Origin of the sequence: Pseudomonas sp. LLC-1, assembly GCF_002992185.1 — a bacterium.
GTDB classification, from domain to species: Bacteria; Pseudomonadota; Gammaproteobacteria; order Pseudomonadales; family Pseudomonadaceae; genus Aquipseudomonas; species Aquipseudomonas monteilii.
Genome location: NZ_LUVY01000014.1, coordinates 125,115 through 151,506, shown reverse-complemented (window position 1 = coordinate 151,506; position 26,392 = coordinate 125,115). Strand labels below are relative to the sequence as shown.

The 26,392-nt window shown below is 61.8% G+C and carries 21 protein-coding genes; 4 read left to right on the top strand and 17 right to left on the bottom strand.

Annotated features, from left to right (window positions below; all coding sequences use genetic code 11):
* Positions 1 to 70: 70 nt before the first annotated feature.
* The 4 genes from A0O30_RS14030 to A0O30_RS14015 all read right to left on the bottom strand — a co-directional run bounded on the left by A0O30_RS14030 (position 71) and on the right by A0O30_RS14015 (position 5,471).
* Entirely contained in the window at positions 71 to 2,917 is a 2,847-nt protein-coding gene (locus tag A0O30_RS14030; protein ID WP_105946917.1) for a valine--tRNA ligase, read from the bottom strand.
* A gap of 210 nt (positions 2,918 to 3,127) precedes the next feature.
* The gene (locus A0O30_RS14025; protein WP_105946916.1) at positions 3,128 to 3,493 is read right to left on the bottom strand and encodes a DNA polymerase III subunit chi; all 366 of its coding nucleotides are present in this window, start codon (positions 3,491 to 3,493) and stop codon (positions 3,128 to 3,130) included.
* A 5-nt stretch (positions 3,494 to 3,498) separates the two neighbouring features.
* Positions 3,499 to 3,927, bottom strand: coding sequence for a DNA polymerase III subunit chi (locus A0O30_RS14020; RefSeq protein WP_019098191.1), 429 nt, complete (start codon positions 3,925 to 3,927; stop codon positions 3,499 to 3,501).
* A 50-nt stretch (positions 3,928 to 3,977) separates the two neighbouring features.
* On the bottom strand, positions 3,978 to 5,471 hold the full coding sequence (locus A0O30_RS14015; protein WP_105946915.1) for a leucyl aminopeptidase: 1,494 nt from the start codon (positions 5,469 to 5,471) through the stop codon (positions 3,978 to 3,980).
* Positions 5,472 to 5,772: 301 nt separating this feature from the next.
* On the opposite strand from A0O30_RS14015, the gene lptF reads away from it, so the two are divergent.
* Together lptF and lptG are read left to right on the top strand one after the other, a co-directional pair.
* The gene (lptF, locus tag A0O30_RS14005; protein WP_016713115.1) at positions 5,773 to 6,888 is read left to right on the top strand and encodes an LPS export ABC transporter permease LptF; all 1,116 of its coding nucleotides are present in this window, start codon (positions 5,773 to 5,775) and stop codon (positions 6,886 to 6,888) included.
* Positions 6,881 to 7,942 (top strand): LPS export ABC transporter permease LptG, encoded by a 1,062-nt coding sequence (gene lptG, locus A0O30_RS14000; protein WP_016713114.1) that lies wholly within the window; start codon positions 6,881 to 6,883, stop codon positions 7,940 to 7,942. Before lptF ends, lptG begins: the two co-directional genes overlap by 8 nt.
* A 63-nt stretch (positions 7,943 to 8,005) precedes the next feature.
* Here the strand turns inward: lptG and A0O30_RS13995 are convergent, their stop codons facing one another.
* The 6 genes from A0O30_RS13995 to gcvH form a co-directional block, all read right to left on the bottom strand.
* The gene (locus A0O30_RS13995) at positions 8,006 to 8,494 is read right to left on the bottom strand and encodes an RDD family protein (protein WP_009687037.1); all 489 of its coding nucleotides are present in this window, start codon (positions 8,492 to 8,494) and stop codon (positions 8,006 to 8,008) included.
* Between the two features lie 91 nt (positions 8,495 to 8,585).
* On the bottom strand, positions 8,586 to 8,798 hold the full coding sequence (locus A0O30_RS13990; RefSeq protein ID WP_003257941.1) for a cold-shock protein: 213 nt from the start codon (positions 8,796 to 8,798) through the stop codon (positions 8,586 to 8,588).
* 358 nt (positions 8,799 to 9,156) lie between these two features.
* On the bottom strand, positions 9,157 to 10,278 hold the full coding sequence (gene gcvT / locus A0O30_RS13985; protein ID WP_105946914.1) for a glycine cleavage system aminomethyltransferase GcvT: 1,122 nt from the start codon (positions 10,276 to 10,278) through the stop codon (positions 9,157 to 9,159).
* Positions 10,279 to 10,305: 27 nt separating this feature from the next.
* Positions 10,306 to 11,682, bottom strand: coding sequence for an L-serine ammonia-lyase (locus A0O30_RS13980; protein WP_105946913.1), 1,377 nt, complete (start codon positions 11,680 to 11,682; stop codon positions 10,306 to 10,308).
* A 142-nt stretch (positions 11,683 to 11,824) separates the two neighbouring features.
* A complete protein-coding gene (gcvP, locus tag A0O30_RS13975; RefSeq protein WP_105946912.1) occupies positions 11,825 to 14,680 on the bottom strand; it encodes an aminomethyl-transferring glycine dehydrogenase in 2,856 nt (951 codons plus the stop codon).
* An 11-nt stretch (positions 14,681 to 14,691) separates the two neighbouring features.
* Positions 14,692 to 15,078, bottom strand: coding sequence for a glycine cleavage system protein GcvH (gene gcvH, locus A0O30_RS13970; protein ID WP_105946911.1), 387 nt, complete (start codon positions 15,076 to 15,078; stop codon positions 14,692 to 14,694).
* A 616-nt stretch (positions 15,079 to 15,694) separates the two neighbouring features.
* Between gcvH and A0O30_RS13965 the strand changes: the two genes are divergently transcribed.
* Together A0O30_RS13965 and A0O30_RS13960 are read left to right on the top strand one after the other, a co-directional pair.
* Positions 15,695 to 17,086 carry an FAD-binding oxidoreductase gene (locus A0O30_RS13965; protein WP_218274920.1) on the top strand — a complete coding sequence of 464 codons (1,392 nt, stop codon included), beginning with the start codon at positions 15,695 to 15,697 and terminating at the stop codon, positions 17,084 to 17,086.
* A gap of 78 nt (positions 17,087 to 17,164) precedes the next feature.
* Positions 17,165 to 17,659 carry a RidA family protein gene (locus tag A0O30_RS13960; protein WP_060497447.1) on the top strand — a complete coding sequence of 165 codons (495 nt, stop codon included), beginning with the start codon at positions 17,165 to 17,167 and terminating at the stop codon, positions 17,657 to 17,659.
* Between the two features lie 53 nt (positions 17,660 to 17,712).
* Here the strand turns inward: A0O30_RS13960 and gltS are convergent, their stop codons facing one another.
* The 7 genes from gltS to arcD all read right to left on the bottom strand — a co-directional run bounded on the left by gltS (position 17,713) and on the right by arcD (position 25,970).
* A complete protein-coding gene (gene gltS, locus A0O30_RS13955; RefSeq protein WP_105946909.1) occupies positions 17,713 to 18,915 on the bottom strand; it encodes a sodium/glutamate symporter in 1,203 nt (400 codons plus the stop codon).
* Positions 18,916 to 19,042: 127 nt separating this feature from the next.
* The gene (locus tag A0O30_RS13950) at positions 19,043 to 20,551 is read right to left on the bottom strand and encodes a sigma-54-dependent transcriptional regulator (RefSeq protein WP_016713105.1); all 1,509 of its coding nucleotides are present in this window, start codon (positions 20,549 to 20,551) and stop codon (positions 19,043 to 19,045) included.
* Positions 20,552 to 20,634: 83 nt separating this feature from the next.
* Positions 20,635 to 21,003: a DUF5064 family protein gene (locus A0O30_RS13945; protein WP_105946908.1), complete on the bottom strand. Its 369-nt coding sequence runs from the start codon at positions 21,001 to 21,003 to the stop codon at positions 20,635 to 20,637.
* Positions 21,004 to 21,059: 56 nt separating this feature from the next.
* Positions 21,060 to 21,989: a carbamate kinase gene (gene arcC / locus A0O30_RS13940; RefSeq protein ID WP_016713103.1), complete on the bottom strand. Its 930-nt coding sequence runs from the start codon at positions 21,987 to 21,989 to the stop codon at positions 21,060 to 21,062.
* A 180-nt stretch (positions 21,990 to 22,169) separates the two neighbouring features.
* Positions 22,170 to 23,180, bottom strand: coding sequence for an ornithine carbamoyltransferase (locus A0O30_RS13935; RefSeq protein WP_016713102.1), 1,011 nt, complete (start codon positions 23,178 to 23,180; stop codon positions 22,170 to 22,172).
* A 69-nt stretch (positions 23,181 to 23,249) separates the two neighbouring features.
* A complete protein-coding gene (arcA, locus tag A0O30_RS13930; protein WP_105946907.1) occupies positions 23,250 to 24,509 on the bottom strand; it encodes an arginine deiminase in 1,260 nt (419 codons plus the stop codon).
* 33 nt (positions 24,510 to 24,542) lie between these two features.
* Positions 24,543 to 25,970: an arginine-ornithine antiporter gene (gene arcD, locus A0O30_RS13925; RefSeq protein ID WP_105946906.1), complete on the bottom strand. Its 1,428-nt coding sequence runs from the start codon at positions 25,968 to 25,970 to the stop codon at positions 24,543 to 24,545.
* Between the last annotated feature and the right edge of the window lie 422 nt (positions 25,971 to 26,392).

The following is a 26,392-nucleotide window of genomic DNA, read 5'->3' as shown; positions in this document are numbered from 1 at the left end:
GGTGCATTCCTGTGGGAGCTGGCTTGCCGGCGATGGGCTGCAAAGCAGCCCGCTATGGCTTCACTTTTGATTACAGCGCAGCGATGCGCGCATGCTGCTCGGTGAAGTTGGCCAGGGCCTGTTCAGATTCGGCCAGCTTGGCACGTTCCTTCTCGATCACCGCAGGCGGAGCCTTGTCGACGAAGGCGGCGTTGGACAGCTTGCCACCCACGCGTGCCACTTCGCCTTGCAGGCGCTGGATTTCCTTGTTCAGGCGCGCCAGCTCGGCATCCTTGTCAATCAGGCCGGCCATTGGCACCAGCACTTGCAGGTCACCGACCAGGGCGGTGGCCGACAGCGGCGCTTCATCGGCATCGCCGAGCACGGTGAACGACTCCACCTTGGCCAGCTTCTTCAGCAGCGCTTCGTTTTCCAGCAGGCGGCGCTGGTCGTCGGCGTTGGCGTTCTTCAGGAACAGCGGCAACGGTTTGCCTGGGCCGATGTTCATTTCGGCGCGGATGTTGCGCAGGCCGACCATCAGTTCCTTGAGCCACTCGATGTCACCTTCAGCGGCGGCGTCGATGCGGGCTTCATTGGCCACCGGCCACGGCTGCAGCATGATGGTCTTGCCTTCGATGCCGGCCAGCGGCGCGATGCGCTGCCAGATTTCTTCGGTAATGAACGGCATGAACGGGTGCGCCAGGCGCAGCGCCACTTCCAGCACGCGCACCAGGGTGCGGCGGGTGCCACGGGCGCGCTCGACCGGGGCGTTTTCGTCCCACAGTACCGGCTTGGACAGCTCCAGGTACCAGTCGCAGTACTGGTTCCAGATGAACTCGTACAGCGCCTGGCTGGCCAGGTCGAAGCGGAACTGCTCCAGCTGGCGGGTCACTTCGGCTTCGGTGCGCTGCAGTTGCGAGATGATCCAGCGGTCAGCCAGCGACAGTTCGTAAGCTTCGCCGTTCTGGCCACAGTCCTCGCCCTTGTCCAGCACGTAGCGGGCGGCGTTCCAGATCTTGTTGCAGAAGTTGCGGTAGCCTTCGACGCGGCCCATGTCGAACTTGATGTCGCGGCCTGTGGAGGCCAGCGAGCAGAAGGTGAAGCGCAGGGCGTCGGTGCCGTAGCTGGCGATACCTTCAGGGAACTCGGCCTTGGTCTGCTTGGCGATCTTCTCGGCCAGCTTGGGCTGCATCATGCCGCTGGTGCGTTTTTCCAGCAGGGCGTCGAGGGTGATGCCGTCGACGATGTCCAGCGGGTCCAGTACGTTGCCCTTGGACTTGGACATCTTCTGGCCCTGGCCGTCACGCACCAGACCGTGTACGTAAACGGTCTTGAACGGTACTTGCGGGGTGCCGTCCTCGTTCTTGATCAGGTGCATGGTCAGCATGATCATGCGCGCAACCCAGAAGAAGATGATGTCGAAGCCGGTTACCAGTACATCGGTGGAGTGGAACTTCTTGAGGAACTCGGTCTGTTCCGGCCAGCCCAGGGTGGAGAAGGTCCACAGGCCCGAGCTGAACCAGGTGTCGAGTACGTCGTCGTCCTGGCGCAGGACCACATCGGCGCCCAGGTTGTGTTTGGCGCGCACTTCTTCCTCGTTGCGGCCAACGTAGACCTGGCCGGCCTCGTCGTACCACGCCGGGATGCGGTGGCCCCACCACAGCTGGCGGCTGATGCACCAGTCCTGGATGTCACGCATCCAGGAGAAGTACATGTTCTCGTACTGCTTGGGCACGAACTGGATACGGCCATCTTCCACGGCGGCGATGGCAGGTTCTGCCAGCGGCTTGGTGGAAACGTACCACTGGTCGGTCAGCCACGGCTCGATCACGGTGCCCGAACGGTCGCCTTTCGGCACCTTCAGAGCGTGGTCGTCGATGCTCACCAGCAGGCCCTGGGCATCCAGGTCGGCAACGATCTGCTTGCGTGCGACGAAGCGGTCGAGGTTGGCGTACTGGGCTGGCAGTCGGGTATCAACCTGCTCGTTGATGCTGCCGTCGAGGTTGAAGGCCTGGGCGCTGGCCAGCACGAAGGCGTTCTTGTCGAAGATGTTCAGCAGCGGCAGGTTGTGGCGTTTGCCGACTTCGTAGTCGTTGAAGTCGTGGGCCGGAGTGATCTTCACGCAGCCGGTACCGAACGCAGGGTCGCAGTAGTCGTCGGCGATGATCGGGATGCGGCGGCCTACCAGTGGCAGTTCGACGAACTTGCCGATCAGTGCCTGGTAGCGTTCGTCATTCGGGTTGACCGCAACGGCCGCGTCACCCAGCAGGGTTTCCGGACGGGTGGTGGCAACCACCAGGTAGTCGTTGCCTTCGGCGGTCTTGGCGCCGTCGGCCAGCGGGTAGCGCAGGTTCCACAGGTGGCCCTTCTCGTCGTGGTTTTCCACTTCGAGGTCGGAGATGGCCGTGTGCAGCTTGGTATCCCAGTTGACCAGGCGCTTGCCACGGTAGATGAGGCCGTCTTCATGCAGGCGCACGAACGCTTCTTTAACGGCTTCGGAGAGGCCGTCGTCCATGGTGAAGCGCTCGCGGCTCCAGTCTACCGAAGAGCCCAGGCGGCGGATCTGGCGGCTGATGTTGCCACCGGACTGGTCCTTCCATTCCCAGACCTTTTCCAGAAACTTCTCGCGGCCCAGGTCATGACGGTTCTGGCCTTTGGCTTCGAGCTGGCGCTCGACCAGCATCTGCGTGGCGATACCGGCGTGGTCGGTGCCTGGCTGCCACAGGGTGTCGCGGCCTTGCATGCGGCGGAAACGGATCAGGGCGTCCATGATCGCGTTGTTGAACCCATGGCCCATGTGCAGGCTGCCGGTCACGTTCGGCGGCGGGATCATGATGGTGTAGGACTCGCCTGCACCTTGTGGGGCGAAATAGTTCTCGGACTCCCAGGTGTTGTACCAGGAAGTTTCGATGGCGTGCGGCTGGTAGGTCTTATCCATGCGCGGCGGGACCCTGTGCATTTATTCGGGAAAGCCGGGAAGTATAACCAAGGTGGGGGCCGCAGGCGACAAGCTGCTGCTATCTGGCAGTGCGTCGGCGTCTGCTTCGCGGGCAAGCCCGCTCCCACAGGATCACCACAGCCTTCAAGACTTGTGGCGACCCTGTGGGAGCGGGCTTGCCCGCGAAGCAGGCACCGCCGAAATTCAGGCTTACTCCGAACGCTTGATCAACCGCTCGATCCGCGCATCCAGCCGGCGCTTGATCTCGTTCTCGATGTGCGGGGTGAAGTCGTTGATCACGTCCTGCATGATCATCTGCGCCGCGGCACGCAGTTCGCTCTCCAGGTGCAGCAGGGTGTCCTGGCGGCGGGTTTGCGGGTCGTCCTCGGGTTCGGCAGCCACCGGTTCGGCAACCGGTGCTGGGTTGCCGGCAGGCTCTTCCAGCAGCAACGGAATCTGCTCCACCGTTTCGGTCAGCAGCGGCGGTTGCAGATCGGCGTCGCCAAGCAGCTGGCGGATCGACTCGAGGTCATCGAGCAGATGGGCGGAGTCGGGCAAAGGGGAGGGCTTGTCCATCGTCGTCAAAGTCGCTGTAAGCGGTGGTCTTGCAGAGCATAGCCCTGTTCACGGTAGAAACGGAATCGCTCTCGGGCCGATTGGCGGATGCCAGGCTCCTCAACCACGATTTCGGCCACCCGCTCGAACTGGCCGACAAAGCCCGGCACGCTGGCGCCCAGGTTGATCAGCAGGTCGCGGTGCTCGCCGGCGCTGTCTGCCAGCCCCAGGGCCACGCCGGCATCGGCATGCACTTCGGCCAGGTCGTGGGGCACGAACGCCTCGCCCTTGAAGCGCCACAAGCGTTGGTCCAGCTCGCTGCGCTGTTCCGCGTCCTGGCAGTGCAGGTAGACCCGGTGGCCGAGGCGCCAGGCCTTTTCGCACAGCTTGCAGGCGAAATCGAGCCGCGCCGACAGCGAGTCGGTGGGCAAGATGTAGAAGTCGACTTTGCTCATGGTGAGAATCGCCGGCCAGTGGCGCACAAGGCGCCACCGGCCTCACGGCGTCACGCGCCAGCGCGGTCCAGCAGGTACTGGGTCAGCAGAGGCACTGGGCGGCCGGTGGCGCCTTTGTCCTTGCCGCCACTGACCCAGGCGGTACCGGCGATGTCCATGTGCGCCCAGTTGTAAGCCTTGGCGAAGCGCGACAGGAAGCAACCCGCGGTGATGGTGCCGGCCTTCGGCCCGCCGATGTTGCCCATGTCGGCGAACGGGCTGTCCAGCTGTTCCTGGTACTCATCGAACAGCGGCAACTGCCAGGCACGGTCGTCGGCGCGCTTGCCGGCGTCGAGCAACTGGCCGACGAGGTCGTCGTTGTTGCCCATCAGGCCGGAGGTGTGGCTGCCCAGGGCGACGATGCAGGCGCCGGTCAGGGTGGCGATGTCGATCACCGCCTGCGGCTTGAAGCGCTCGGCGTAGGTCAGGGTGTCGCACAGCACCAGGCGGCCTTCGGCGTCGGTGTTGAGAATTTCCACAGTCTGGCCGCTCATGGTGGTGACGATGTCACCTGGGCGGGTGGCACCGCCGCTTGGCATGTTTTCGGCGCAGGCCAGCAGGCACACGAGGTTGATTGGCAGTTGCAGTTCCAGCACGGCACGCAGCGTACCGAACACGCTTGCGGCGCCGCACATGTCGTATTTCATTTCGTCCATGCCGGCACCTGGCTTGAGGCTGATGCCGCCGGTGTCGAAGGTGATGCCTTTACCGACCAGCACGAATGGCTTGTCGGCCTTTTTGCCGCCCTGGTAATTCAGCACGATCAGGCGTGGAGGCTGGTCGCTGCCCTGGCCCACGGCATAGAACGCACCCATGCCCAGGTCCTTGATCTTCTTCTCGTCCAGCACCTCGACCTTCAGCGCCTTGTGCGCCTTGCCCAGGTCCTTGGCCTGCTCGGCCAGGAAGCTTGGGTGGCAGAGGTTAGGTGGCAGGTTGCCCAGGTCGCGGGTGAAAGCCATACCGGTGGCGATGGCGCTGGCGTGTTTGACCGCACGCTCGACTTCGGCCTGGCCGGCCTTGTCGGCCAACAGGGTGACCTTTTTCAGGGCGCGCGGCTCGGCCTTCTGGCTCTTGAAACGGTCGAAGACGTATTCGCCATCGAGCAGGGTTTCGGCCAGCAGGCGGTATTTACCGTAATGGGCGTCGCGGTTGCTGACCGCCACATCGTCCAGGGCCAGCACTGCATCGGCGCCGTTCAGGCCCTTGAGTACGCCGGCCACGCTGGCAACCAGTTTGCGCCAGGCACGGTCGCCCAGGGCTTCATCCTTGCCGCTGCCTACCAGCAGCACGCGCTCGGCCTTCAGGCCCGCAAGGTTCTGCAGCAGCAGGGTCTGGCCCGGCTTGCCGGCCAGGTCGCCGCGCTTGAGCACGGCGCTGATGGCACCCTCGCTGGCCAGGTCGACAGCCTTGGCCACAGCACCGAGCTTGCGGTTTTCACCTACCGGAATGACCAGTGTGGCGGTTTTTACGGATGCAGCAGCTACGCTTTTTACAACCAGTTCCATGTCAGGATCCCCGAATGATCGATACGAATGGCGCTGTGTGTGCCAGCGCTCTGGACGGGCCTGGCCGCTTAGTCGCGCGCCAGCGGAAAAGCTGCCAGTTTGAGCCTGCGGCAAGCGTGCTGACAACCCCGTTATGCGCGTTCATGCGCGGCCAAGTGACAGGGGCGGTCAATCACAGGATAATGCGCGCACTTTACATGGAGGTTCGCCTTTGGCGAACCGGCATTGGTCTTGGATGTACTAAGTCATTGTTTGGCGCCATTGCATGGCAGTCCGCCCTGACAACCCAGGAGTGTCTGGTTTGATCGTCTTTCGTTATCTGTCCCGCGAGGTCCTGGTGACCTTGAGCGCCGTCAGCGCTGTGCTGCTGGTGATCATCATGAGCGGGCGCTTCATCAAGTACCTGGCCCAGGCTGCCCAGGGCGTGCTCGACCCGGGCGTGCTGTTCCTGATCATGGGCTTCCGGTTGCCGGGTTTCCTGCAGTTGATCCTGCCGCTGGGGCTGTTCCTTGGCATTCTCCTGGCTTACGGGCGCTTGTACCTGGAAAGCGAGATGACCGTGTTGTCGGCCACCGGCATGAGCCAGCAGCGCCTGTTGGGCCTGACCATGGTGCCGGCCGCGCTGGTCGCCCTGCTGGTGGCCTGGCTGAGCCTGAGCCTTGCACCGCTGGGCGTGGCCCAGGTGCAGCAGATCATCGCCCAGCAAGACGCGCTGACCGAGTTCGACACCCTGGTGCCTGGCCGCTTCCAGACGTTGCGTGACGGCTCGCGGGTAACCTATACCGAGCAGCTGTCGGATGACCGCATCAACCTGGCCGGGGTGTTCATTTCCGAGAAGCGCTTCAACCAGGACAAGACCAAGGACCGCGCGCCGTCGGTGCTGGTCGCGGAAAAGGGCCACCAGGAAATCCAGGCCGACGGCAACCGCTATCTGGTGCTGGAAAACGGTTACCGCTACGACGGTAACCCGGGCCAGGCCGACTACCGTGCCATCAAGTACGACACCTATGGCGTGCTGCTGCCCAAGCCGGAAGTCAGCGAGGAAGTCACCGAACGTGAAGCCATCCCTACCTCCGAGTTGATCGGCAAGAAGGGCCTGCGTGAGCGTGCCGAGTTGCAATGGCGGTTGTCGCTGCCGATCCTGGTGTTCGTCGTCACCCTGCTGGCGGTGCCACTGTCCCGGGTCAACCCGCGTCAGGGCCGCTTCCTCAAGCTGCTGCCGGCAATTCTTCTGTACATGGCCTACCTGACAATGCTGATTTCCGTACGCGGTGCCCTCGAGAAGGGCAAACTTCCGATCGGCCTGGGCATGTGGTGGGTCCACGGTCTGTTCCTGCTGATCGGCCTGGGGCTGATGTACTGGGAGCCGCTGCGCCTCAAACGCGCTGCCCGTCGTGCGGAGGTGGCCCATGGCTAAGCTCGACCGCTATATCGGCCAGAGCGTGCTGCTGGCCATCCTGGCTGTGCTGGGAATCATCCTCGGCCTGGCTTCGCTGTTCGCCTTCATCGACGAGATGAGCGACCTGAGTGATACCTACACGGTGATGGAGGCTGGCAACTTCGTCCTGCTCACCGCACCGCGGCGGCTGTACGAAATGCTGCCGATGGCGGCACTGATCGGCTGCCTGATCGGCCTGGGTAGCCTGGCCAGCAGCAGCGAGCTGACCATCATGCGTGCGGCCGGCGTTTCCATCGGCCGTATCGTCTGGGCGGTGATGAAGCCGATGCTGGTACTGATGCTGGTCGGCCTGCTGATCGGTGAATACGTGGCACCGGTGACCGAGAACAAGGCCCAGGCCGACCGCTCCCTGGCCCAGGGCGGTGGTGAGGCGCAAAGCTCCAAGCGCGGTATGTGGCACCGTCAGGGTGAAGAGTACGTGCATATCAACGCCGTGCAGCCTAACGGCTTGCTGCTGGGGGTGACCCGTTACCGCTTCGACAACGAGCGCAAGATCGTCACGTCGAGCTTCGCCCGCCGTGCCCAGTACCAGAACGACCACTGGCTGCTCGCCGACGTGCGCACCACCTACTTCCGTGGCGACCACACCGAAGTCGTCAGCGCGCCGCAAGAGCGCTGGGACGTTTCGCTCACGCCAGAGCTGCTCAATACCGTGATCCTGGCGCCGGAGTCGCTGTCGATTACCGGGCTGTGGGACTACATCCACTACCTGTCTGACCAGGGTTTGAACAATGCCCGCTACTGGCTGGCGTTCTGGACCAAGGTACTGCAGCCGATGGTGACTGCGGCACTGGTGCTGATGGCAATTTCCTTCATTTTCGGCCCGCTGCGCTCGGTAACCCTCGGGCAGCGCGTGTTCACCGGTGTGCTGGTGGGCTTCGTGTTCCGCATCGGCCAGGACCTGCTGGGGCCTTCAAGCCAGGTGTTCGGCTTCCCGCCGCTGCTGGCGGTGGTGATCCCGGCGGGCATCTGTGCCTTGGCCGGTGTGTGGTTGTTGCGCCGGGCGGGTTGATGGCCTGAGCTGCACAAGAAAGCCGACCTCAGGGTCGGCTTTTTCATGGGTGTTAACCTGTGCTCACTTCTTCTGCTTCGGCACCCGCACCAGCTGGCTCTCCGAATAGATGTCATGCCAGCCCCGCTTGCGCTTGTCGATCAACACCCAGAAGAACCCCAGCCCCAGGCACAGCCACGAGGCGATCGAGACCACAAAGCGCAACAGCGCCTGCCACAGGCTGATGGCCGAACCATCGGCGTTCTGCACTCGCACGCCCCATACCTGCATGCCCAGCGTTTGCCCGCCATGGGTCCAGAACTTGGCAAAGAAGCCGAACAGGGCGAACAGCAGCACCGTCGACAGCAGTGGGTCGCCATCCAGTGCCCCCGCCTCGGTCAGCTCGCGCATGCGTGCTTCGCCGATGATCGCCATCTGGATCATCTTGTAAGCGCCAGCGGTCACGATCAGCAGGGCCGTGCACAGCAAAAAGTCATAGAACATTGCCGCCAGGCGCCGGCCCAGGCCGACCGGTGGAAAATCTCCCTGAGGGGTGAGCAGAGGCTTGGACATGCGGGACGGCTCCAGAAGACGAAGCCGCTATTCTACGGGCAAAAAAAAGCCCCTGCACTTGGCAGGGGCTTTTCTCGAAGTCGGGTTCGGCTTAGCCGGCGACCTGAACTTTGTCAGCCTGCATGCCTTTCTGGCCCTGGACTGCTTCGAAGGTAACCTTCTGGCCTTCTTTCAGGCTCTTGAAGCCGTTGCCTTCGATAGCGCGGAAGTGCACGAACAGATCCGGACCGCTTTCTGGGGTGATGAAGCCGTAACCTTTTTCGTCATTGAACCACTTGACGGTACCGTTCTGACGCTCAGCCATTGTCTTATTTCCTATGAAGCTTAAATTTTGATGACAGTTTCTTTCGCACTTGTTTGTAAGCGAAAGATTACTGGGCTGGGTTGCAGGAAAGTAAGAGACGTCGAACGGGTTGTAGCAAATCTCGGCTACTGGCCCAGGTCACGAACTGTTGCGACCCATGCAAACACAGTGCAGTGACTCTACGCCAACTCCCGAGCGAAAAACAAGCCCTTGGTCGTATGGAAAATCAGCCGTTTGCCGATAACCGACCGATTTGACGGAAACGGCATGGCGCCTGGCCTGGCGCCATGTTCAAAAGTTATTGGGCAGGTTCGAAAACGAATATGTCGAACCTGCCCGTAACCTTCACAAAGCCGTTTCAACCACGGTAGTAACGTTGTGCTACGAAAGGCATTTTGCTGACTTTCAAGGCAACCTTCTTGCCCCGCACCACGGCAAACAGCGGGGTGTCGACTGCAGCATGTTCACTATCGATATAACCCATTGCTACAGGTGCACCGAGTGTCGGGCCAAAGCCGCCGCTGCAGACTTTACCGACCGGTTTATCGTTTGCATCGACAATATCCGCACCTTCACGAACGGGCGTACGTTCTTGCGGTAGCAGCCCGACGCGTTTGCGTGCCACGCCATCGCGCTGCTGGGTGTAGATGGCCTCGGCACCCGGGAACCCGGCAGCACGTGCACCGTCGGCACGGCGCACCTTGGAAATCGCCCACAGCAGGCTGGCCTCGACCGGGGTGGTCTCGGTATTCATGTCGTGGCCATACAGGCACAGGCCGGCTTCCAGGCGAAGCGAGTCGCGAGCCCCCAGGCCAATCGGCTGTACTTCCGGCTCGGCCAGCAGACGGCGGGCGAGGGCATCTGCAGCGTTTGCCGGCACCGAGATTTCGTAGCCATCTTCGCCGGTGTAGCCCGAGCGGCTGACGAAGCAGTCTTCGCCCAGCAGCTTCACCGGGCGGAACTGCATGAAGGTCATGCCGGTCACTTCCGGTGCCAGGCGTTCCAGCACCTTGACCGCAGCCGGGCCTTGCAGGGCCAGCAGGGCACGTTGCTCGAACAGCGGCTGCACCTCGCAACGGTTGCCGATGTGTTTTTGCAGGTGGGCCAGGTCCTGGTCTTTGCAGGCGGCGTTGACCACCAGGAACAGCGTGTTGTCACCCAGGTTGGCGACCATCAGGTCGTCGAGGATGCCACCCTGCTCGTTGGTGAACATGGCATAGCGCTGCATGCCTGCCGGGAGGTCGATGATGTCCACGGGTACCAGGCTTTCCAGGGCCTTGGCGGCATCAGCGCCGCGCAGAATGATCTGGCCCATGTGCGAAACGTCGAACAGGCCGGCCTGCTCGCGGGTGTGCAAGTGTTCCTTGAGCACGCCCAGCGGGTACTGCACCGGCATGTCGTAGCCGGCGAACGGCACCATGCGGGCACCCAGTTCCAGGTGCAGGGCGTGCAGAGGGGTCTTGAGCAGTGTTTCGGACATCGGTGACTCCTTGGTGTTGTTGTCGGGTCAACATTCGATGATGTTGACGGCCAGGCCGCCACGGGCGGTCTCTTTGTATTTGCTTTTCATGTCGGCGCCGGTCTGGCGCATGGTGCGGATGACCTTGTCGAGCGACACGTAGTGTTGCCCGTCGCCGCGCAAGGCCATGCGCACCGCGTTGATTGCCTTCACCGAGCCCATGGCATTGCGCTCGATGCACGGCACCTGGACCAGCCCGCCGATCGGGTCGCAGGTCAGGCCCAGGTTATGTTCCATACCGATTTCTGCAGCGTTCTCCACCTGCTGCACGCTGCCGCCCATCACCTCGCATAACGCGCCGGCAGCCATCGAGCAGGCCACACCGACCTCGCCCTGGCAGCCCACTTCCGCGCCAGAGATGGAGGCGTTTTCCTTGTACAGGATGCCGATGGCCGCAGCGGTGAGCAGAAAACGCACCACCCCGTCCTCGCTGGCGCCCGGCACGAAGCGCATGTAGTAGTGCAACACTGCCGGGACGATACCTGCCGCCCCATTGGTGGGTGCGGTGACCACGCGCCCGCCGTAGGCGTTTTCTTCGTTCACGGCCAAGGCGTAGAGGTTGACCCAGTCGAGCACCGACAGGGCATCGCGCAGGCTGGCCTCCGGGTGGCGGCTCAGTTGACGGTACAACGCGGGCGCCCGCCGCTTGACCTTGAGCCCGCCCGGCAATATGCCTTCATGCTGGCAGCCCGCTTCGACGCAATCCTGCATCACCTGCCAGATGCGCAGCAGCCCGGCGCGGGTTTCTGCCTCTGGGCGCCAGGCGGCCTCGTTGGCCAGCATCACTTGGCTTATCGACAGGTTTTGCGCGGTGCAATGGCCGAGCAGTTCCTTGGCGGTCTTGAACGGGTAGGGCAGCACGGTGCTGTCCTCGACGATGCGGTCGTGGCCGGCGGCGTCCTCGTCGACCACAAAACCGCCGCCCACCGAGTAATACTCGCGGCTGCGGATTTGCAGGCCGGCGTCGTCGAAGGCGCGGAAGATCATGCCGTTGGGGTGGTAATCCAGCGGCTTGCGGATCATCGACAGGTGTTGTTTTTCGATGAACGCGATGCTGTGCTCGCCCAGCAGGTTGAGGCGGCCGCTGTCGCGGATGGCCTGCAGGCGGGCGGGGATGCTTTCGGTGTCGATAATGTCCGGGTGTTCGCCTTCAAGGCCCAGCAGCACGGCCTTGTCACTGCCGTGGCCCTTGCCGGTGGCGCCCAGTGAGCCATACAGCTCGGCCTTGACGCTGGTGGTGCGGGTTAGCAGGCCATCACGGCGCAGCCCTTCGGCGAAGCGTGCAGCGGCGCGCATCGGGCCGACCGTGTGGGAGCTGGAGGGGCCGATGCCGATCTTGAACAGGTCGAAGACGCTCAAAGACATTGCTCGTTCCCTCCAGAGGGTAAAGGCGAGTGCTGCGCACTCGATCGCCGGCAAGCCAGCTCCCACAGGTACTGCACAAGCCTTGGGAGCAGTGGGAAGCCTGTGGGAGCTGGCTTGCCGGCGATGAGGCCAGTGAGCCGGATCAGGCGTCCTGATAGCTCTCGATCGACGGGCAGGCGCACACCAGGTTACGGTCGCCGAACACGTTGTCGACCCGGCCCACCGGCGGCCAGTACTTGGCTTCCACCAAGCTTGGCAGCGGGTAAACCGCCTGCTCGCGGCTGTAGCCGTGGGCCCATTCGCCAACCAGCTCGGCCGCGGTGTGCGGGGCGTTTTTCAGCGGGTTGTCGTCTTTGTCCAGGCTACCGTTTTCGACCGCACGGATTTCTTCGCGGATCTGGATCATCGCGTTGCAGAAGCGGTCCAGTTCTTCCTTGGACTCGCTTTCGGTCGGCTCGATCATCAGCGTGCCCGCCACCGGGAAGGACATGGTCGGGGCGTGGAAGCCAAAGTCGATCAGGCGCTTGGCCACGTCGTCGACGCTGATGCCGCTGGTGTCCTTCAGCGGGCGCAGGTCGAGGATGCACTCGTGGGCCACCAGGCCATTACCGCCGGTATATAGAACAGGATAGTGCTCTTCCAGGCGGCGGGCGATGTAGTTGGCATTGAGGATTGCCATCTGTGAAGCACGCTTGAGGCCGGCACCGCCCATCATGCGGATGTACATCCAGGTGATCGGCAGGATACTGGCGCTGCCGAACGGCGCGGCGCATACGGCCCCTTCGGTGTTATCAAGCTGCGCGTGGCCGGGCAGGAACGGCGCCAGGTGCGACTTGACGCCAATCGGGCCAACGCCCGGGCCGCCACCGCCGTGCGGAATGCAGAAGGTCTTGTGCAGGTTCAGGTGGGACACGTCGCCGCCGAACTTGCCCGGGGCGCACAGACCGACCATGGCGTTCATGTTGGCGCCATCGATGTACACCTGGCCACCGTTGTCGTGGATGATTGCGCAGATTTCGCCGATCGCTTCCTCGAACACGCCGTGGGTCGACGGGTAGGTGATCATGATCGCGGCCAGGCGCTCGCGGTGCTCGATGGCCTTGGCGCGCAAGTCTTCTACGTCGACGTTGCCGCGGGCGTCACAAGCGGTAACCACCACGCGCATGCCGGCCATGTGGGCGGTCGCAGGGTTGGTGCCGTGGGCCGACGACGGGATCAGGCAGATGTCGCGGTGGCTTTCGCCACGGCTGCGGTGGTAGGCACGGATGGCCAGCAGGCCTGCGTACTCGCCCTGGGAACCTGCGTTGGGCTGCAGCGATACGGCGTCATAGCCAGTGGCGGCGCACAGCATGGCTTCCAGCTCGGTGGTCATCTGCAGGTAGCCCTGGCTCTGCTCGGCCGGGGCGAACGGGTGCAGGTTGCCGAACTCGGCCCAGGTGACCGGGATCATCTCGCTGGCGGCGTTCAGTTTCATGGTGCACGAGCCCAGCGGGATCATGCTGCGGTCCAGCGCCAGGTCCTTGTCGGCCAGGCGGCGCAGGTACCGCATCAGCTCGGTTTCGCTGTGGTAGCGGTTGAACACCGGGTGCTCGAGGATGGCCGACTGGCGCAGCAGGGCGGTAGGCAGCAGCGAACCGGTGCTGGCGGCCAGCGCGGCGAAGTCTGGTTGAGCCTGGTCGCCAGCGAACAATTGCCACAGCGACTCGACGTCAGCCTGGCTGCTGGTTTCGTCCAGCGACAGGCCCAGGTGGGTGGCGTCGACCTGGCGCAGGTTGATGCCTTGGGCGCGGGCCTTGTCATGCAGGCTGGCGGTTGCAGTGCCGGTGGCCAGGGTCAGGGTGTCGAAGGCGCTGGCGCCCACTACCTGCACGCCCAACGCTTTCAGGCCGGCGGCCAGGATCGCGGTCAGGGCGTGGGTGCGCTCGGCAATGCGCTTGAGGCCGGCCGGGCCGTGGTACACGGCAAACATGCTGGCAATGTTGGCCAGCAGCACCTGGGCGGTGCAGATGTTGCTGGTGGCCTTTTCGCGGCGGATATGCTGCTCGCGGGTTTGCATGGCCAGGCGCAGGGCGGTCTTGCCGAAGCGGTCGATCGATACGCCGACCAGGCGGCCCGGCATGTCGCGCTTGAAGGCGTCACGGGTGGCGAAGTAAGCCGCGTGCGGGCCACCAAAGCCCAGTGGCACGCCGAAGCGCTGAGCGCTGCCGATGGCCACGTCGGCATCGAACTCGCCCGGTGGGGTCAGCAGGGTCAGCGCCAGCAGGTCGGCGGCCACGGCAACCAAGGCGTTGGCGGCGTGGAAGCGCTGTACCACGTCTCGGTAGTCGAACACGTCACCGTTGCTGGCCGGGTATTGCAGCAGGGCGCCGAAGAAGGCGCTGACATCGCCCAGTTCGCGCTCATCGCCGATCACGACCTCGATACCCAGCGGCTCGGCACGGGTGCGCAGCACGTCGAGGGTTTGTGGGTGGCAGTGCACGGAGGCGAAGAAGGCGTGGCTGGCCTTGTTCTTCGACAGGCGTTTGCAGAACGTCATGGCCTCGGCCGCCGCAGTGGCTTCGTCGAGCAGGGAGGCGTTGGCGATCGGCAGGCCGGTGAGGTCGCTGATCAGGGTCTGGAAGTTCAGCAGCGCTTCCAGGCGGCCTTGGGAAATTTCTGGCTGGTATGGGGTGTAAGCGGTGTACCAGGCCGGGTTTTCCAGCAGGTTGCGCAGGATCGGTGCCGGGGTGTGGGTGTTGTAGTAGCCCTGGCCGATGTAGCTCTTGAACAGTTGGTTCTTGCCGGCAATGGCCTTGAGTGCGGCCAGTGCATCGGCTTCGCTCTGGCCGTCGTGCGAACCGAGCACGCTGGTGCCCTTGATGCTGTCGGGGATGACCGCAGCGGTCATGGCTTCCAGCGAGTCGAAGCCCAGGGCGGCGAGCATGGCCTGCTCGTCAGCGGCGCGCGGGCCGATGTGGCGGGCGATGAATTCGTTGGCGGTGCCGAGGTTGATGGTCATGGCGGGGTTCCTCAGGCGTCGTCGTTGTTGGCTTTGAGCAGGCGGTCGTAGGCGTCCTGGTCGAGCAGGGCGGTTACGGCGCTGGCGTCGGCAGGGATGAAGCGGAAGAACCAGCCTTCGCCCATCGGGTCTTCGTTGACCAGTTCCGGGCTGTCTTCGAGCTGGCCGTTGACCTCGACCACTTCACCGGTCAGGGGCATATAGACACCGCTGGCGGCTTTTACCGACTCGACGGTGGACGCTTCGCTGCCTTTCTCATACTGCTGCAACTCTGGCAGTTGCACGAAAACCACATCGCCAAGGGCGTTCTGGGCGTAGGCGGTGATGCCCACGGTGACGCTACCATCGGCTTCGACGCGCAGCCATTCGTGATCTTCAGTGAAACGCAACTCGCTCATGGGGAATCCTCGGGAAGCAGGGCGTTGGGCGCGGTGGCTCCGCGCTCTTGGGGTTGCTTTCCCTTAGCAATAATGCGGCCAATCAAAGAAAATCCTTTAAAAACAATGTGTTATTGATTTTTGTAGAGTGGCCGTTTGTTCGTCTGGAACGAAAACGCTACAGAAGGTTGTGCATGAAAAAGGGTTTGGGGATCAAACCCTTGCGCAATAGCACCCGAACGGGTGTGTACTGATTTCATTACGGTGTATTGAAATCGATACGGTGCGTTGAGACGGTTCAGTTGTTGGCAAGCCGGAATGAATCAAGCAAGTTCGATACTTGCAAAACTTTGCGCACTTTCTTCTTGCACCTATACCGTGTCGCCATATCAACTATTTGTGTCACCTGCGTGATAGTTTTCAAATGGCTGAACTAAGTATTTGCCCTCAACGATTTTCCCGCCTATAGCGCGTCACCAGAATGGCCACCTTTCATGTTAGCCGTCAGCCTGAAGCAATAACCACAAAGTTGGTAATTCGGCTGTCGGCCAAGCATGTGCCTTGCTGCCAGGGCTCATGCAACCAGCACCGAATATCAGGAAGGGAAAGTGTCATGGGAATGACGAGGCGTAAATTTTTGATTGGCGGCGGCGTCGTGGCGATCGCAGGCGGAGCAGGGGTTCTGACCCCGTTGTTGACCCGGGAAGGCCGATTGATTCCCGGCAAACCGCGGTTTGGTTATGTCGCAGGCACCGAGGGGGCGCTTCCCAAGCAGGCAGACGTAGTGGTTGTTGGCGCTGGTATTCTGGGGCTCATGACTGCAATCAACCTTGTCGAGCGCGGCCTCTCGGTCGTTGTCGTTGAAAAAGGTGAAATTGCCGGCGAACAGTCTTGCAGGTTCTATGGCCAGGTCATGACCTACAAGATGCCTGATGCGACATTCCAGTTGCACCATCTTGCCAAGCAACGTTGGCGAGAGATGAATGCCAAAGTGGGGGCGGACACAAGTTACCGCACACAAGGCCGGGTCGAAGTACCTTTCGATGAAGAAGACCTGGAAGGCGTCAGAAAGTGGATCGATGTCAAAACGCGGGAAGTCGGCGCAGACATTCCCTTCAAGACGCGAATCATTCAAGGCAGTGAACTTGAACAGCGCCTGCGCGGTGCATCCTCGCGCTGGACGGTCGCAGGCTTCGAGGAAGACTCCGGTAGCCTGGATGCCGAGCGCGCTTCGTTCGTCATGGCCGAGTATGCCAAGAAAGTGGGGGTGCGGATCTACACCCACTGCGCCGCCAGGGGCCTGGAAACCCAGGCAGGTGCCATCTCCGACGTGGTGACGGAAAAGGGCGCCATCAGGGCGTCTCGCGTGATCGTGGCGGGTGGTGCATGGTCCCGGCTGTTCATGCAGAACCTGGGCGTCGATGTGCCTACCTTGCCCGCCTACCAGTCCCAGCAAATCATCAGCGCGGCACCCCGTGCACCCGGGGGCAACGTTGCACTGCCGGGGAATATCTACTTCCGCGAGCAGGCTGACGGCACATACGCCACCTCGCCACGCGTCGTCGTTGCCCCGGTGGTCAAAGAGTCGTTCATGTATGGCTATAAGTACCTGCCATTGCTGGCCATCCCCGACTTCCCGGTGCACATCTCACTCAACAAGCAACTGATCGATTCGTTCATTCAGCCAACGCACTGGAAGCTGGACGAGGTTTCGCCTTTCGAGAAAAACCGGCTGATGACCGCAGCCCCGGACCTGCCGGAACTGAATGCCTCGCTGGAAAAACTCAAGGTCGAGTTCCCCGCGTTCAGCGATGCGAAGCTGATCGATCAGTGGAGCGGTGCCATGGCTATCGCACCCGACGAAAACCCCATCATTTCGCAGGTCAATGAGTACCCGGGGCTGGTCCTCAACACCGCAACCGGTTGGGGGATGACCGAAAGCCCGGTGTCGTCCGAACTGTCGGCGGACTTGCTGCTTGGAAAGGCGCCGGTGCTGGACCCCAAACCCTTCAGCCTGTATCGGTTCTAAGCCCACCAGGCGCAATGGAATGACCCGTGCGCGCAGCATCGATGCGTGCACATTTTTGGCAATCATCAGGAGAACAGTATGAAAGTGGCTTTAACGACCGCAGCAATGGCCGTGGCACTCGCGGGTGCCGGGAGCGTTCATGCACAAGAAATCGTGCGCCATGGCGCAGGTAGTTTCCCTATCTCGTCGGCTGTAGAGGTGCCTGCCGGGAAGACGGTTGTCTACCTGAGTGGTTCTGTCCCTTCGGTTATTCACCCTGACGCACCCAAGGGTTCGCTGGAAGCCTACGGTGATACCAAGGCACAAACCATCAATGTGCTTGGAAACATCCAGCAGCAGCTGAAAGAACTGGGCCTTGGTCTTGCCGATGTGGTGAAGATGCAGGTGTTCCTGGTGGGCGGCCCGGAGAACGGCGGGAAGATGGACTTCGACGGTTTCATGGCCGGTTATACCCAATTCTTCGGGCCTGCCGCCAAGCAGCCAGTCCTTCCTGCCCGCTCGGCGTTCCAGATTGCCGGCCTGGCCGACCCTGCCTGGCGTGTCGAGATCGAAGTGACAGCGGTTCGCCCCTGAACCCAGGCAGGCGACGGTCCCGGGCTAGCCATGCCCGGGATTGGCCGGTGGGTTTAGCCAGTGATAAATGGCAATGCCAGGTACAGTTTGATCACGATCACGTTGATGATGTCGATGAAGAACGCACCCACCATCGGCACCACCAGGAAGGCGATGTGCGAGGCGCCGTAACGTTGGGTCACCGCTTGCATGTTGGCGATCGCCGTGGGTGTTGCACCCAGGCCGAAGCCACAGTGCCCCGCCGCCAGCACGGCTGCATCATAGTTGCGGCCCATGACCCGGAATGTCACGAAGATCGCAAACAGTGCCATGACCAATGTCTGCGCAGCCAGCAGTATGAAGAACGGCAAGGCCAGTGCTGCCAGGTCCCACAGTTTGAGTGACATCAAGGCAATCGCCAGGAACAGCGACAGACTGACGTTGCCCAGTACCGAGACTTCCCGTTCGAAGACATGATAAAAACCGAACGCCGAAAGGCCGTTGCGCAACAATACGCCCACGAACAGTACGCAAACGAATGTCGGTAGTTCGAATGCCGTACCTTTCAACAGGCTATTGAGTAACGTACCGGCCAGTAAGCTGACGGCAATAAGAGCCAAGGTTTCGATAAAAGAAAACGATGTAATCAACCGCTCTTTGTCCGGCTGTTCAAAGCCCTTGGGTAACTGCGGTACTTCTTCTTCCACACCCGGTGTTTTGACACGCTTGATCAGCAACCGGGCGACCGGGCCACCAATCAAACCGCCCAGCACCAGGCCGAACGTGGCAGAGGCCAGTGCAAGTTCCGAGGCCGAAGCCAACCCAAACTTTTCAGTGAAGGTCGCGCTCCAGGCAGCGCCAGTGCCGTGGCCACCTGACAGGGTGATCGAACCGGCCAGCAGGCCCATCAGTGGGTCGAGCCCCAATGCCGTTGCCAGCCCGATACCCATGGCGTTCTGAACCAGCAGCAGGCCCGTCACCACCAGCAGGAACACGGCAACCACGCGTCCGCCCTTCTTCAGGCTGGCAAAGTCTGCACTCAAACCGATGGTGGCGAAGAATGCCAGCATCAATGGTGCTTGCAACGAGGTATCAAACTGGACCTGTACATCGAAACTGCGCAATGCCAAGAGTGACAGGGCAACGACCAAACCACCTGCAACAGGCTCCGGAATATTGTAAGCGCGCAGGAAGCCAATACGTGCGACCAGACCGCGCCCCAGTAACAGTACCAAGGAGGCGGCTACAAGTGTCCCGTAAAAATCGAGTTCAAACATCAGGGTACTCTTCGCTCAGGGTGACATGCAAAATTACAATGTCACCATTCTACGGCGAGCACTCCAGTCAATTGCGGCTGAGCGGCTAGGAAAAATCTGAATCAACGGTAAGTTTTGACGACAAGTGTCAGGCTTTTCCGGGTATTCCATATTTACGCAGTCGCTGGGCAATAGCGGTATGTGAAGTTTGCAAACGCCCGGCCAACTGCCGCGTCGACGGATAGCTGGCATACAAGCGCTGCAACAGCTCACGCTCGAAGTCACCCACGGCCTGCTCCAGGCTGGCTACGTCGCCATCCAGCCCACGCGCCACCGAAGTACCGGCGATGTCCAGGTCGCCGATGTCCACCAGGTTGCCCTCACAAATAGCCGCTGCGCGGAAAATCACGTTCTGCAGTTGGCGTACATTGCCCGGCCAAGGGTTGGCCAGCAGCGCCGAATGGGTGGCTGGCGTCAATCGGCAGGGCGGGCGCTGAATCTGCGTGCAGGCTTGCTGCATGAAGAAGTGCGCCAGCATCAGGATATCCTGGCCCCGGTCGCGCAGTGGCGGTACCTGCAGGTTGAGCACGTTCAGGCGGTAGAACAGGTCTTCGCGGAAGCTGCCGTCGGCAACCATGCGTTCCAGGTCGCGGTGGGTGGCGCTGATGATGCGCACATCCACCTTCACTTCGCGGTCACCGCCCACCCGGCGGAAGCTGCCGTCACTGAGAAAGCGCAGCAGTTTGGCCTGAAGGTAAGGCGACATTTCGCCAATTTCATCGAGGAACACCGTGCCCTGGTTGGCCAGCTCCATCAGCCCGGGCTTGCCACCCCGTTGCGCGCCGGTGAAGGCGCCAGGGGCGTAACCGAACAGCTCGCTCTCGGCCAGGCTCTCGGGCAGCGCGGCACAGTTAAGGGCCAGGAACGGTGCTGCGTGGCGGCTGCTGATGGCATGGCAGGCGCGGGCTACCAGTTCTTTGCCGGTGCCGGTTTCGCCATGCACCAGCAATGGCGCATCGAGCGCCGCCACGCGCAGGGCGCGGGCCTTGAGGGTGCGGATGGCCGGTGACTCGCCGAGCAGGGCATCGAACCCTTCGGCGTGGTCGTGGTGCAAGGCTGACAGGCGTTCGCCCATGCGTGAAGGTGGGTACAGCGTCAGCAGGCCGCCGGCATTGGTGATCGGCATGGCGTCCAGCAGCAGGCTCTGGCCGTTCAGCTGCATCTCGCGCATGGGCAGGTGGAAGTTGTTGTCCAGCAGGGCTTGCAGCAGCGCCGGGTCTCCAAACAGTTCGCCCACCGAGCGCCCGGCGGATTCGCGGCCACACAGTTCGATCAGTGCCGGGTTGGCCAGCAGCACCAGCCCTGCGCTGTCCACCGCCAGCACCGGGTCGCTCATGGCGGCCAGCAGGGCATCCAGTTGCAGGTGGCGGCGTTGGCCAGGGAGGATGTCGACCACGTCCACCGATTGCACGCCATGCACCTCGAAGAGCGCGTCGTGCAGTTCTTCAAGCACGGCGGGGCTTAGGGTGGGGGCGTCGATGTAGACGTTCGGCGGGACCATCTCCACAGCGTCCAGGTTGAGGTTGCGGGCACCGAGCAGGGCGAGGACTTCCTGGGTGATGCCGACGCGGTCGATGAAGCTGACGTGGATGCGCATGGGGGAGGGTGAGGTGGTGGCCGGGGAGGGCGGTAGTATGCCTTAACATCGCCGGGGCCGCTGTGCGGCCCCGGTTCTTGAAATCACTCCAGATGTTCAGGCTTGATCGGATCGCCCGATTTCACATCGAGCTTTTCGCGAATGTCGGCGAACATGTAGTCATAGAGCTTGTGCGGCGAACTCAGGGTCTCGAATTTCTTCGGCGGCGCCAGATACGACTGGGCCTTGCGGCTCAGTTGCATGAGAAAGCTGGGCAACACCTGGTCCTTGGCGAGGAAGAACTTTTCTTCCACCGTTTTGCCTTCGATGCTGCCATGCATGTGGAACTGAATGCCTCTGCCTTCCTTGGGATCAGACACTGCCTCGTACTCGATGTTCAGGTCGTAGCTGTGGTCTGCCGCGTTCAGCGCAGTGCGCTCGATGTGTACATGACCGGGGTGGTACTGGGCCATGGCTAACTCCTCTGGAAGGTCGAAAATGGCGGGCGCCAGGCGCCCGCCCACTGCATTCAACGGTAGCTGATCCCCGGCTTCGCGGTGGAGACCCGAGTGCCGGCAGTGCCTTTGACGATGTCTTCGATGTTTTCGAGCGAACTGATCACCGCCACTTTGCCGGTATTGCGGGCGAAGTCACTGGCAGCCTGCACCTTTGGCCCCATGGAGCCGGCGGCGAAGCCAAGCCGTTCGAGTTCGTCAGGGTGTGCCTGGGCGATGGCTTTTTGCGTAGGCTTGCCCCAGTCAATGTACGCCGCATCGACGTCAGTGGCGATTATCAGAAGGTCGGCATCCAGTTGCTCGGCCAGCAAAGCCGAGCACAGGTCCTTGTCGATCACCGCCTCGATGCCCTTGAGCTTGCGGTTTTCATCGTACATGGTGGGGATGCCACCACCGCCTGCGCAAATCACGATGCTGCTCTTTTCCAGCAGCCACTTGATCGGGCGGATTTCGAAGATGCGCTTGGGTTTGGGGCTGGCCACCACGCGGCGGTACTTGTCGCCGTCGGCCTTCACCACCCAGCCCTTTTCCTTGGCCAGCCGTTCGGCTTCGTCCTTGCTGTAGACCGGGCCGATGAACTTGGTGGGGTCTTTGAAGGCGGGGTCATTGGCGTCCACTTCCACCTGGGTCAGCAGGGTGGCGAATGGCACTTCGAAGGCCAGCAGGTTGCCCAGTTCCTGCTCGATCATGTAGCCGATCATGCCCTCGGTTTCAGCGCCCAGCACGTCCAGCGGGTAGGCCTCGTCGGGTTTGTAGGACAGTGCCTGAAGTGACAGCAGGCCAACCTGCGGGCCGTTGCCGTGGGCAATGACCAGCTCGTTGCCAGGGTGGATCTTGGCGATCTGTTCGGTGGCGGTGCGGATATTGGCGCGCTGGTTCTCAGCGGTCATGGGCTCGCCGCGACGCAGCAGGGCGTTGCCGCCCAATGCAACAACGATACGCATGGGGAATGTCCTTTAACTAAAAGAATGAGCTGCCGCTGCACGGAGGCTGCCGGGTTCCCTGTGGGAGCGGGCGTGCCCGCGAAGAGGCCAGGCCAGACACCTTCAATGGTGCGGCTGACGCATTCGCGGGCATGCCAGCTCCCACAAGTACAGTGCAATCCTCCGGTAGGCGGATATGGCTTACAGATCAGCCAGGGTCGACACCAGGATCGCCTTGATCGTGTGCATGCGGTTTTCCGCCTGCTCGAAGGCGATGCAGGCCGGCGACTCGAACACGTCGTCGGTCACTTCGATACCGTTGGCCAGGTCCGGGTACTGTTCGGCGATCTGCTTGCCTACCTTGGTTTCGGAGTTGTGGAACGCCGGCAGGCAGTGCATGAACTTGGTCCGCGGGTTGCCAGTGGACTTCATCAGCTGTGCATTCACCTGATAAGGCTTGAGCTGCTTGATGCGCTCGCCCCACGCCTCGATCGGCTCGCCCATCGATACCCACACGTCGGTGTGCACGAAGTCCACACCCTTGACCGCAGCAACCGGGTCTTCGGTGAGGGTGATGCGGGCGCCACTTTCTTCAGCGTACTTCTTGCAACGCTCGACCAGGTCATCATGCGGCCACAGCGCCTTCGGTGCGGCGATGCGCACGTCCATGCCCAGCTTGGCGCCAATCAGCAGCAGGGAGTTACCCATGTTGTTGCGGGCGTCGCCCAGGTAGGCGTAGCTGATGTCGTGCAGCGGCTTGTCGCTGTGCTCGCGCATGGTCAGCACGTCAGCGATCATCTGGGTGGGGTGATATTCGTCAGTCAGTCCGTTGAACACCGGCACGCCGGCAAACTTGGCCAGCTCTTCGACGATTTCCTGCTTGAAGCCACGGTATTCGATGGCATCGTACATGCGCCCGAGCACGCGGGCGGTGTCCTTCATGCTCTCTTTGTGGCCAATCTGCGAGGAATTGGGGTCGATGTAGGTGACGTTGGCGCCCTGGTCATAGGCCGCCACTTCGAAGGCGCAGCGGGTACGGGTAGAGGTCTTTTCAAAGATCAGGGCGATGTTGTTGCCCTTCAGGTGCTGCTGCTCGGTGCCGGTGTACTTGGCGCGCTTCAGGTCGCGGGACAGGTCCAGCAGGTAGCGCAACTCGCGCGTGGTGTGGTGTTCCAGGCTGAGCAGGTTGCGGTTGTGAATGTTGAACGCCATGACTTTTCTCCTTGAGTTTGGTGAACGCACCGGCCGCCGCTTTGTGAGGGCGGCCGGGGGTAATGGGCGTTAGTAATCGATAGGGTCGCGCACGATCGGGCAGGTCATGCAGTGGCCGCCGCCACGGCCCCGGCCCAGTTCGCCGGCGCTGATGGTGATGACCTCGATACCGGCCTTGCGCAGCAGGGTATTGGTGTAGGTGTTACGGTCGTAGCCGATGACCACACCCGGCTCGATGGCCACCACGTTGTTGCCGTCATCCCACTGTTCGCGCTCGGCGGCGAAGCTGTTGCCGCCGGTCTCGACCACGCGCAGTCCACCCTTGAGACCGAGCTGCTCGCCGACCACTTCAATGAACGACTTGTTGATGCGGCGTACGTCCATGCCGTATGGCTTGCTTTCGTCCGGGCGGATGATGAACGGCACGATCTCTTTCACCACTTCCGGGAAGACTGTGACCAGGTCGCGGTCGCAGAAGCTGAACACGGTGTCCAGGTGCATGGCGGCGCGGGACTTCGGCAGGCCGGCGACGATCACTTCCTTGACGGCGCCCTTGGCGAACAGGTTCTGTGCCAGCTGGCCGATGGCCTGGCGCGAGGTGCGCTCGCCCATGCCGATGAGCACGATGCCATTGCCGATCGGCATCACGTCACCGCCTTCGAGGGTGGCATTGCCGTGGTCTTTGTCAGGGTCGCCGTACCACACCTGGAAGTCGGCGCCGGTGAACTCCTTGTGGAACTTGTAGATGGCTGTGGTCAGCAGGGTTTCCTGGCGTCGCGCCGGCCAGTACATCGGGTTTAGCGTCACGCCACCGTAGATCCAGCAGGTGGTGTCGCGGGTGAACTGGGTGTTGGGCAATGGCGGCAGGATGAAGCTGGAATGGCCCAGGTAGTCGTTGTACATCTTGACCACATCGGCGCCTTCGCTTTGTGGCAGGTCCTGGCCCGCCACGCCACCGATCAGGAATTCGGCCAGGTGGCGAGGATCAAGGCCTTCGAGCCAGCTGCGTACTTCGTTGGTCAGGCCGACACCCACGGTGTCGGGGGTGATCTTGCGGTCGAGGATCCACTTCAGTGCTTCGGGTTGCTGGACGATGTCGGTCAGCAGGTTGTGCATTTCCAGCACATCTACGCCGCGCTCGCGCATCTTGGTGACGAAGTCGAAATGGTCACGCTTGGCCTGGTCGACCCAGATCACATCGTCGAACAGCAGTTCATCACAGTTGCTCGGCGTCAGGCGCTTGTGCGCCAGGCCCGGGGCGCAAACCATCACTTTGCGCAGTTTGCCGGCTTCGGAGTGGACACCGTACTTCTGTTTTTCAGCGGACATGGTTTCATTCCTCCAATTGAACGAAGACGTGGGTCAAAGGGTCAGGAAGCCGTCATACAGGCCAAAGGCTGCCACCAGGGCGCCGATGACCACGGCTGCGAAGATCAGTTTTTCCACGTTGGTGAAGACAGGTTGGCCTACCTCACGCTTGGCCTTGGCGAACAGGATGGCGCCAGGTGCGTAGAGCAGGGCCGAGAGCAGCAGGTATTTCACGCCGCCGGCGTACAGCAGCCAGATGGCGTACAACAGGGCGATACCGCCGATGATCAGGTCTTTCTTGCGTTCGGCCAGGGCCTGTTCGTAGGTTTCGCTGCGCAGTGCCAGCAAGAAGGCGTAGGCCGCCGACCACAGGTAAGGCACCAGGATCATCGAGGTGGCGAGGTAGATCAGCGACAGGTAGGTGCTGTTGGAGAACAGCGTGATTACCAGGAAGATCTGCACCATGGCGTTGGTCAGCCACAGGGCGTTGGCCGGCACCTGGTTGGCGTTTTCGCGGCGCAGGAACTCCGGCATGGTGTGGTCCTTGGCGGCGGCGAACATGATCTCGGCGCACAGCAGTACCCACGACAGCAGGGCCCCCAGCAGCGAGATGATCAGGCCGACGCTGATCAGCACCGCACCCCAGTGGCCGACCACATGTTCCAGCACGGCCGCCATCGACGGGTTCTGCAGCTTGGCCAGCTCCGGTTGGGTCATGATGCCCAGCGACAGCACGTTGACCAGCACCAGGAACAGCAACACGGTGACGAAGCCGATGACCGTGGCCTTGCCCACGTCAGAGCGTTTTTCCGCCCGGGACGAGAAGATGCTCGCACCTTCGATGCCGATGAACACCCATACGGTGACCAGCATCATGTTGCGGACCTGGTTCATCACACTGCCAAGCTCTGGTGTGCCTACGGCCCAGATGTCGGCGGTGAAGATGTCGAGCCTGAAGGCGAACAGGCAGATCAGTGCGAACAGCACCAGCGGCACCACTTTGGCCACGGTGGTGACCAGGTTGATGAATGCCGCTTCCTTGATGCCGCGCAGCACCAGGAAGTGCACGGCCCACAAGAGGATCGACGCGCCAATGATGGCGGCCGGTGTGTTGCCTTCACCGAAGATCGGGAAGAAGTACCCCAAGGTACTGAACAGCAACACGAAGTAGCCAACGTTGCCCAGCCAGGCACTGATCCAGTAGCCCCAGGCCGAGGAAAAGCCCATGTAGTCGCCGAAACCGGCCTTGGCGTAGGCATACACCCCGCCGTCCAGGTCAGGCTTGCGGTTGGCCAGGGTCTGGAACACGAAGGCCAGGGTCAGCATGCCGACGGCGGTGATGCCCCAGCCAATCAACACCGCACCAACCCCAGCGCTGGCGGCCATGTTTTGTGGTAGCGAGAAGATCCCGCCGCCAATCATTGAACCGACGACAAGTGCAACTAACGCGCCGAGCTTTAGTTTTCCGGATGAATCAGACATTTAACAACTCCTGCCAGGAGAAAGTTGACATCAGCATAAATCTGACGCCTCTGCCGTAACCTGACTTGTGTCAGTTTAAGGCGACGTGAAGGTAGGAAATTTCCTTCACGGGTGCTCCTGGAGAGTGCCGACAGCTTAAGCTGCAGGCCTTGCGCGCTGGCACCTCCATGTCGTTCTAGAGCAAACGCTCTGTTCAGCCTGCGATGCTTGAAGCTAGCCGCTTTTGCCGCTTTCGCAAATTTTTCACAAGAATTTCGAGTTTTATCAGTTTCTTTTCTAGTTGCCGCGCAGCTGCTAGTTTTTACAGGGTAGGTGCATAGACAAAGCAGTTATTAGTGCTATAGCTTCAATGCCATGCTTCATTATAAGTAACAGCATTTATATGGCCCGAAACGCTGTTTCAAATGCGTGACAGTGCAAAA

Coding starts and splice junctions, on each gene's coding strand:
- arcA (WP_105946907.1), bottom strand. CDS start 24,509: ATGTCCGCTGAAAAACAGAAGTACGGTGTCCACTCCGAAGCCGGCAAA.
- A0O30_RS14015 (WP_105946915.1), bottom strand. CDS start 5,471: ATGGAACTGGTTGTAAAAAGCGTAGCTGCTGCATCCGTAAAAACCGCC.
- A0O30_RS13950 (WP_016713105.1), bottom strand. CDS start 20,551: ATGCGCATCCACGTCAGCTTCATCGACCGCGTCGGCATCACCCAGGAA.
- gcvH (WP_105946911.1), bottom strand. CDS start 15,078: ATGAGCGAGTTGCGTTTCACTGAAGATCACGAATGGCTGCGCGTCGAA.
- arcC (WP_016713103.1), bottom strand. CDS start 21,989: ATGCGTATCGTTGTTGCATTGGGCGGCAACGCCCTGCTGCGTCGCGGC.
- A0O30_RS14020 (WP_019098191.1), bottom strand. CDS start 3,927: ATGAGCAAAGTCGACTTCTACATCTTGCCCACCGACTCGCTGTCGGCG.
- A0O30_RS13990 (WP_003257941.1), bottom strand. CDS start 8,798: ATGGCTGAGCGTCAGAACGGTACCGTCAAGTGGTTCAATGACGAAAAA.
- A0O30_RS14030 (WP_105946917.1), bottom strand. CDS start 2,917: ATGGATAAGACCTACCAGCCGCACGCCATCGAAACTTCCTGGTACAAC.
- A0O30_RS14025 (WP_105946916.1), bottom strand. CDS start 3,493: ATGGACAAGCCCTCCCCTTTGCCCGACTCCGCCCATCTGCTCGATGAC.
- A0O30_RS13945 (WP_105946908.1), bottom strand. CDS start 21,003: ATGGCCCAGTACCACCCCGGTCATGTACACATCGAGCGCACTGCGCTG.
- A0O30_RS13995 (WP_009687037.1), bottom strand. CDS start 8,494: ATGTCCAAGCCTCTGCTCACCCCTCAGGGAGATTTTCCACCGGTCGGC.
- gltS (WP_105946909.1), bottom strand. CDS start 18,915: ATGTTTGAACTCGATTTTTACGGGACACTTGTAGCCGCCTCCTTGGTA.
- A0O30_RS13935 (WP_016713102.1), bottom strand. CDS start 23,180: ATGGCGTTCAACATTCACAACCGCAACCTGCTCAGCCTGGAACACCAC.
- A0O30_RS13960 (WP_060497447.1), top strand. CDS start 17,165: ATGAAAGTGGCTTTAACGACCGCAGCAATGGCCGTGGCACTCGCGGGT.
- gcvP (WP_105946912.1), bottom strand. CDS start 14,680: ATGACCATCAACCTCGGCACCGCCAACGAATTCATCGCCCGCCACATC.
- lptG (WP_016713114.1), top strand. CDS start 6,881: ATGGCTAAGCTCGACCGCTATATCGGCCAGAGCGTGCTGCTGGCCATC.
- A0O30_RS13980 (WP_105946913.1), bottom strand. CDS start 11,682: ATGTCTTTGAGCGTCTTCGACCTGTTCAAGATCGGCATCGGCCCCTCC.
- gcvT (WP_105946914.1), bottom strand. CDS start 10,278: ATGTCCGAAACACTGCTCAAGACCCCTCTGCACGCCCTGCACCTGGAA.
- arcD (WP_105946906.1), bottom strand. CDS start 25,970: ATGTCTGATTCATCCGGAAAACTAAAGCTCGGCGCGTTAGTTGCACTT.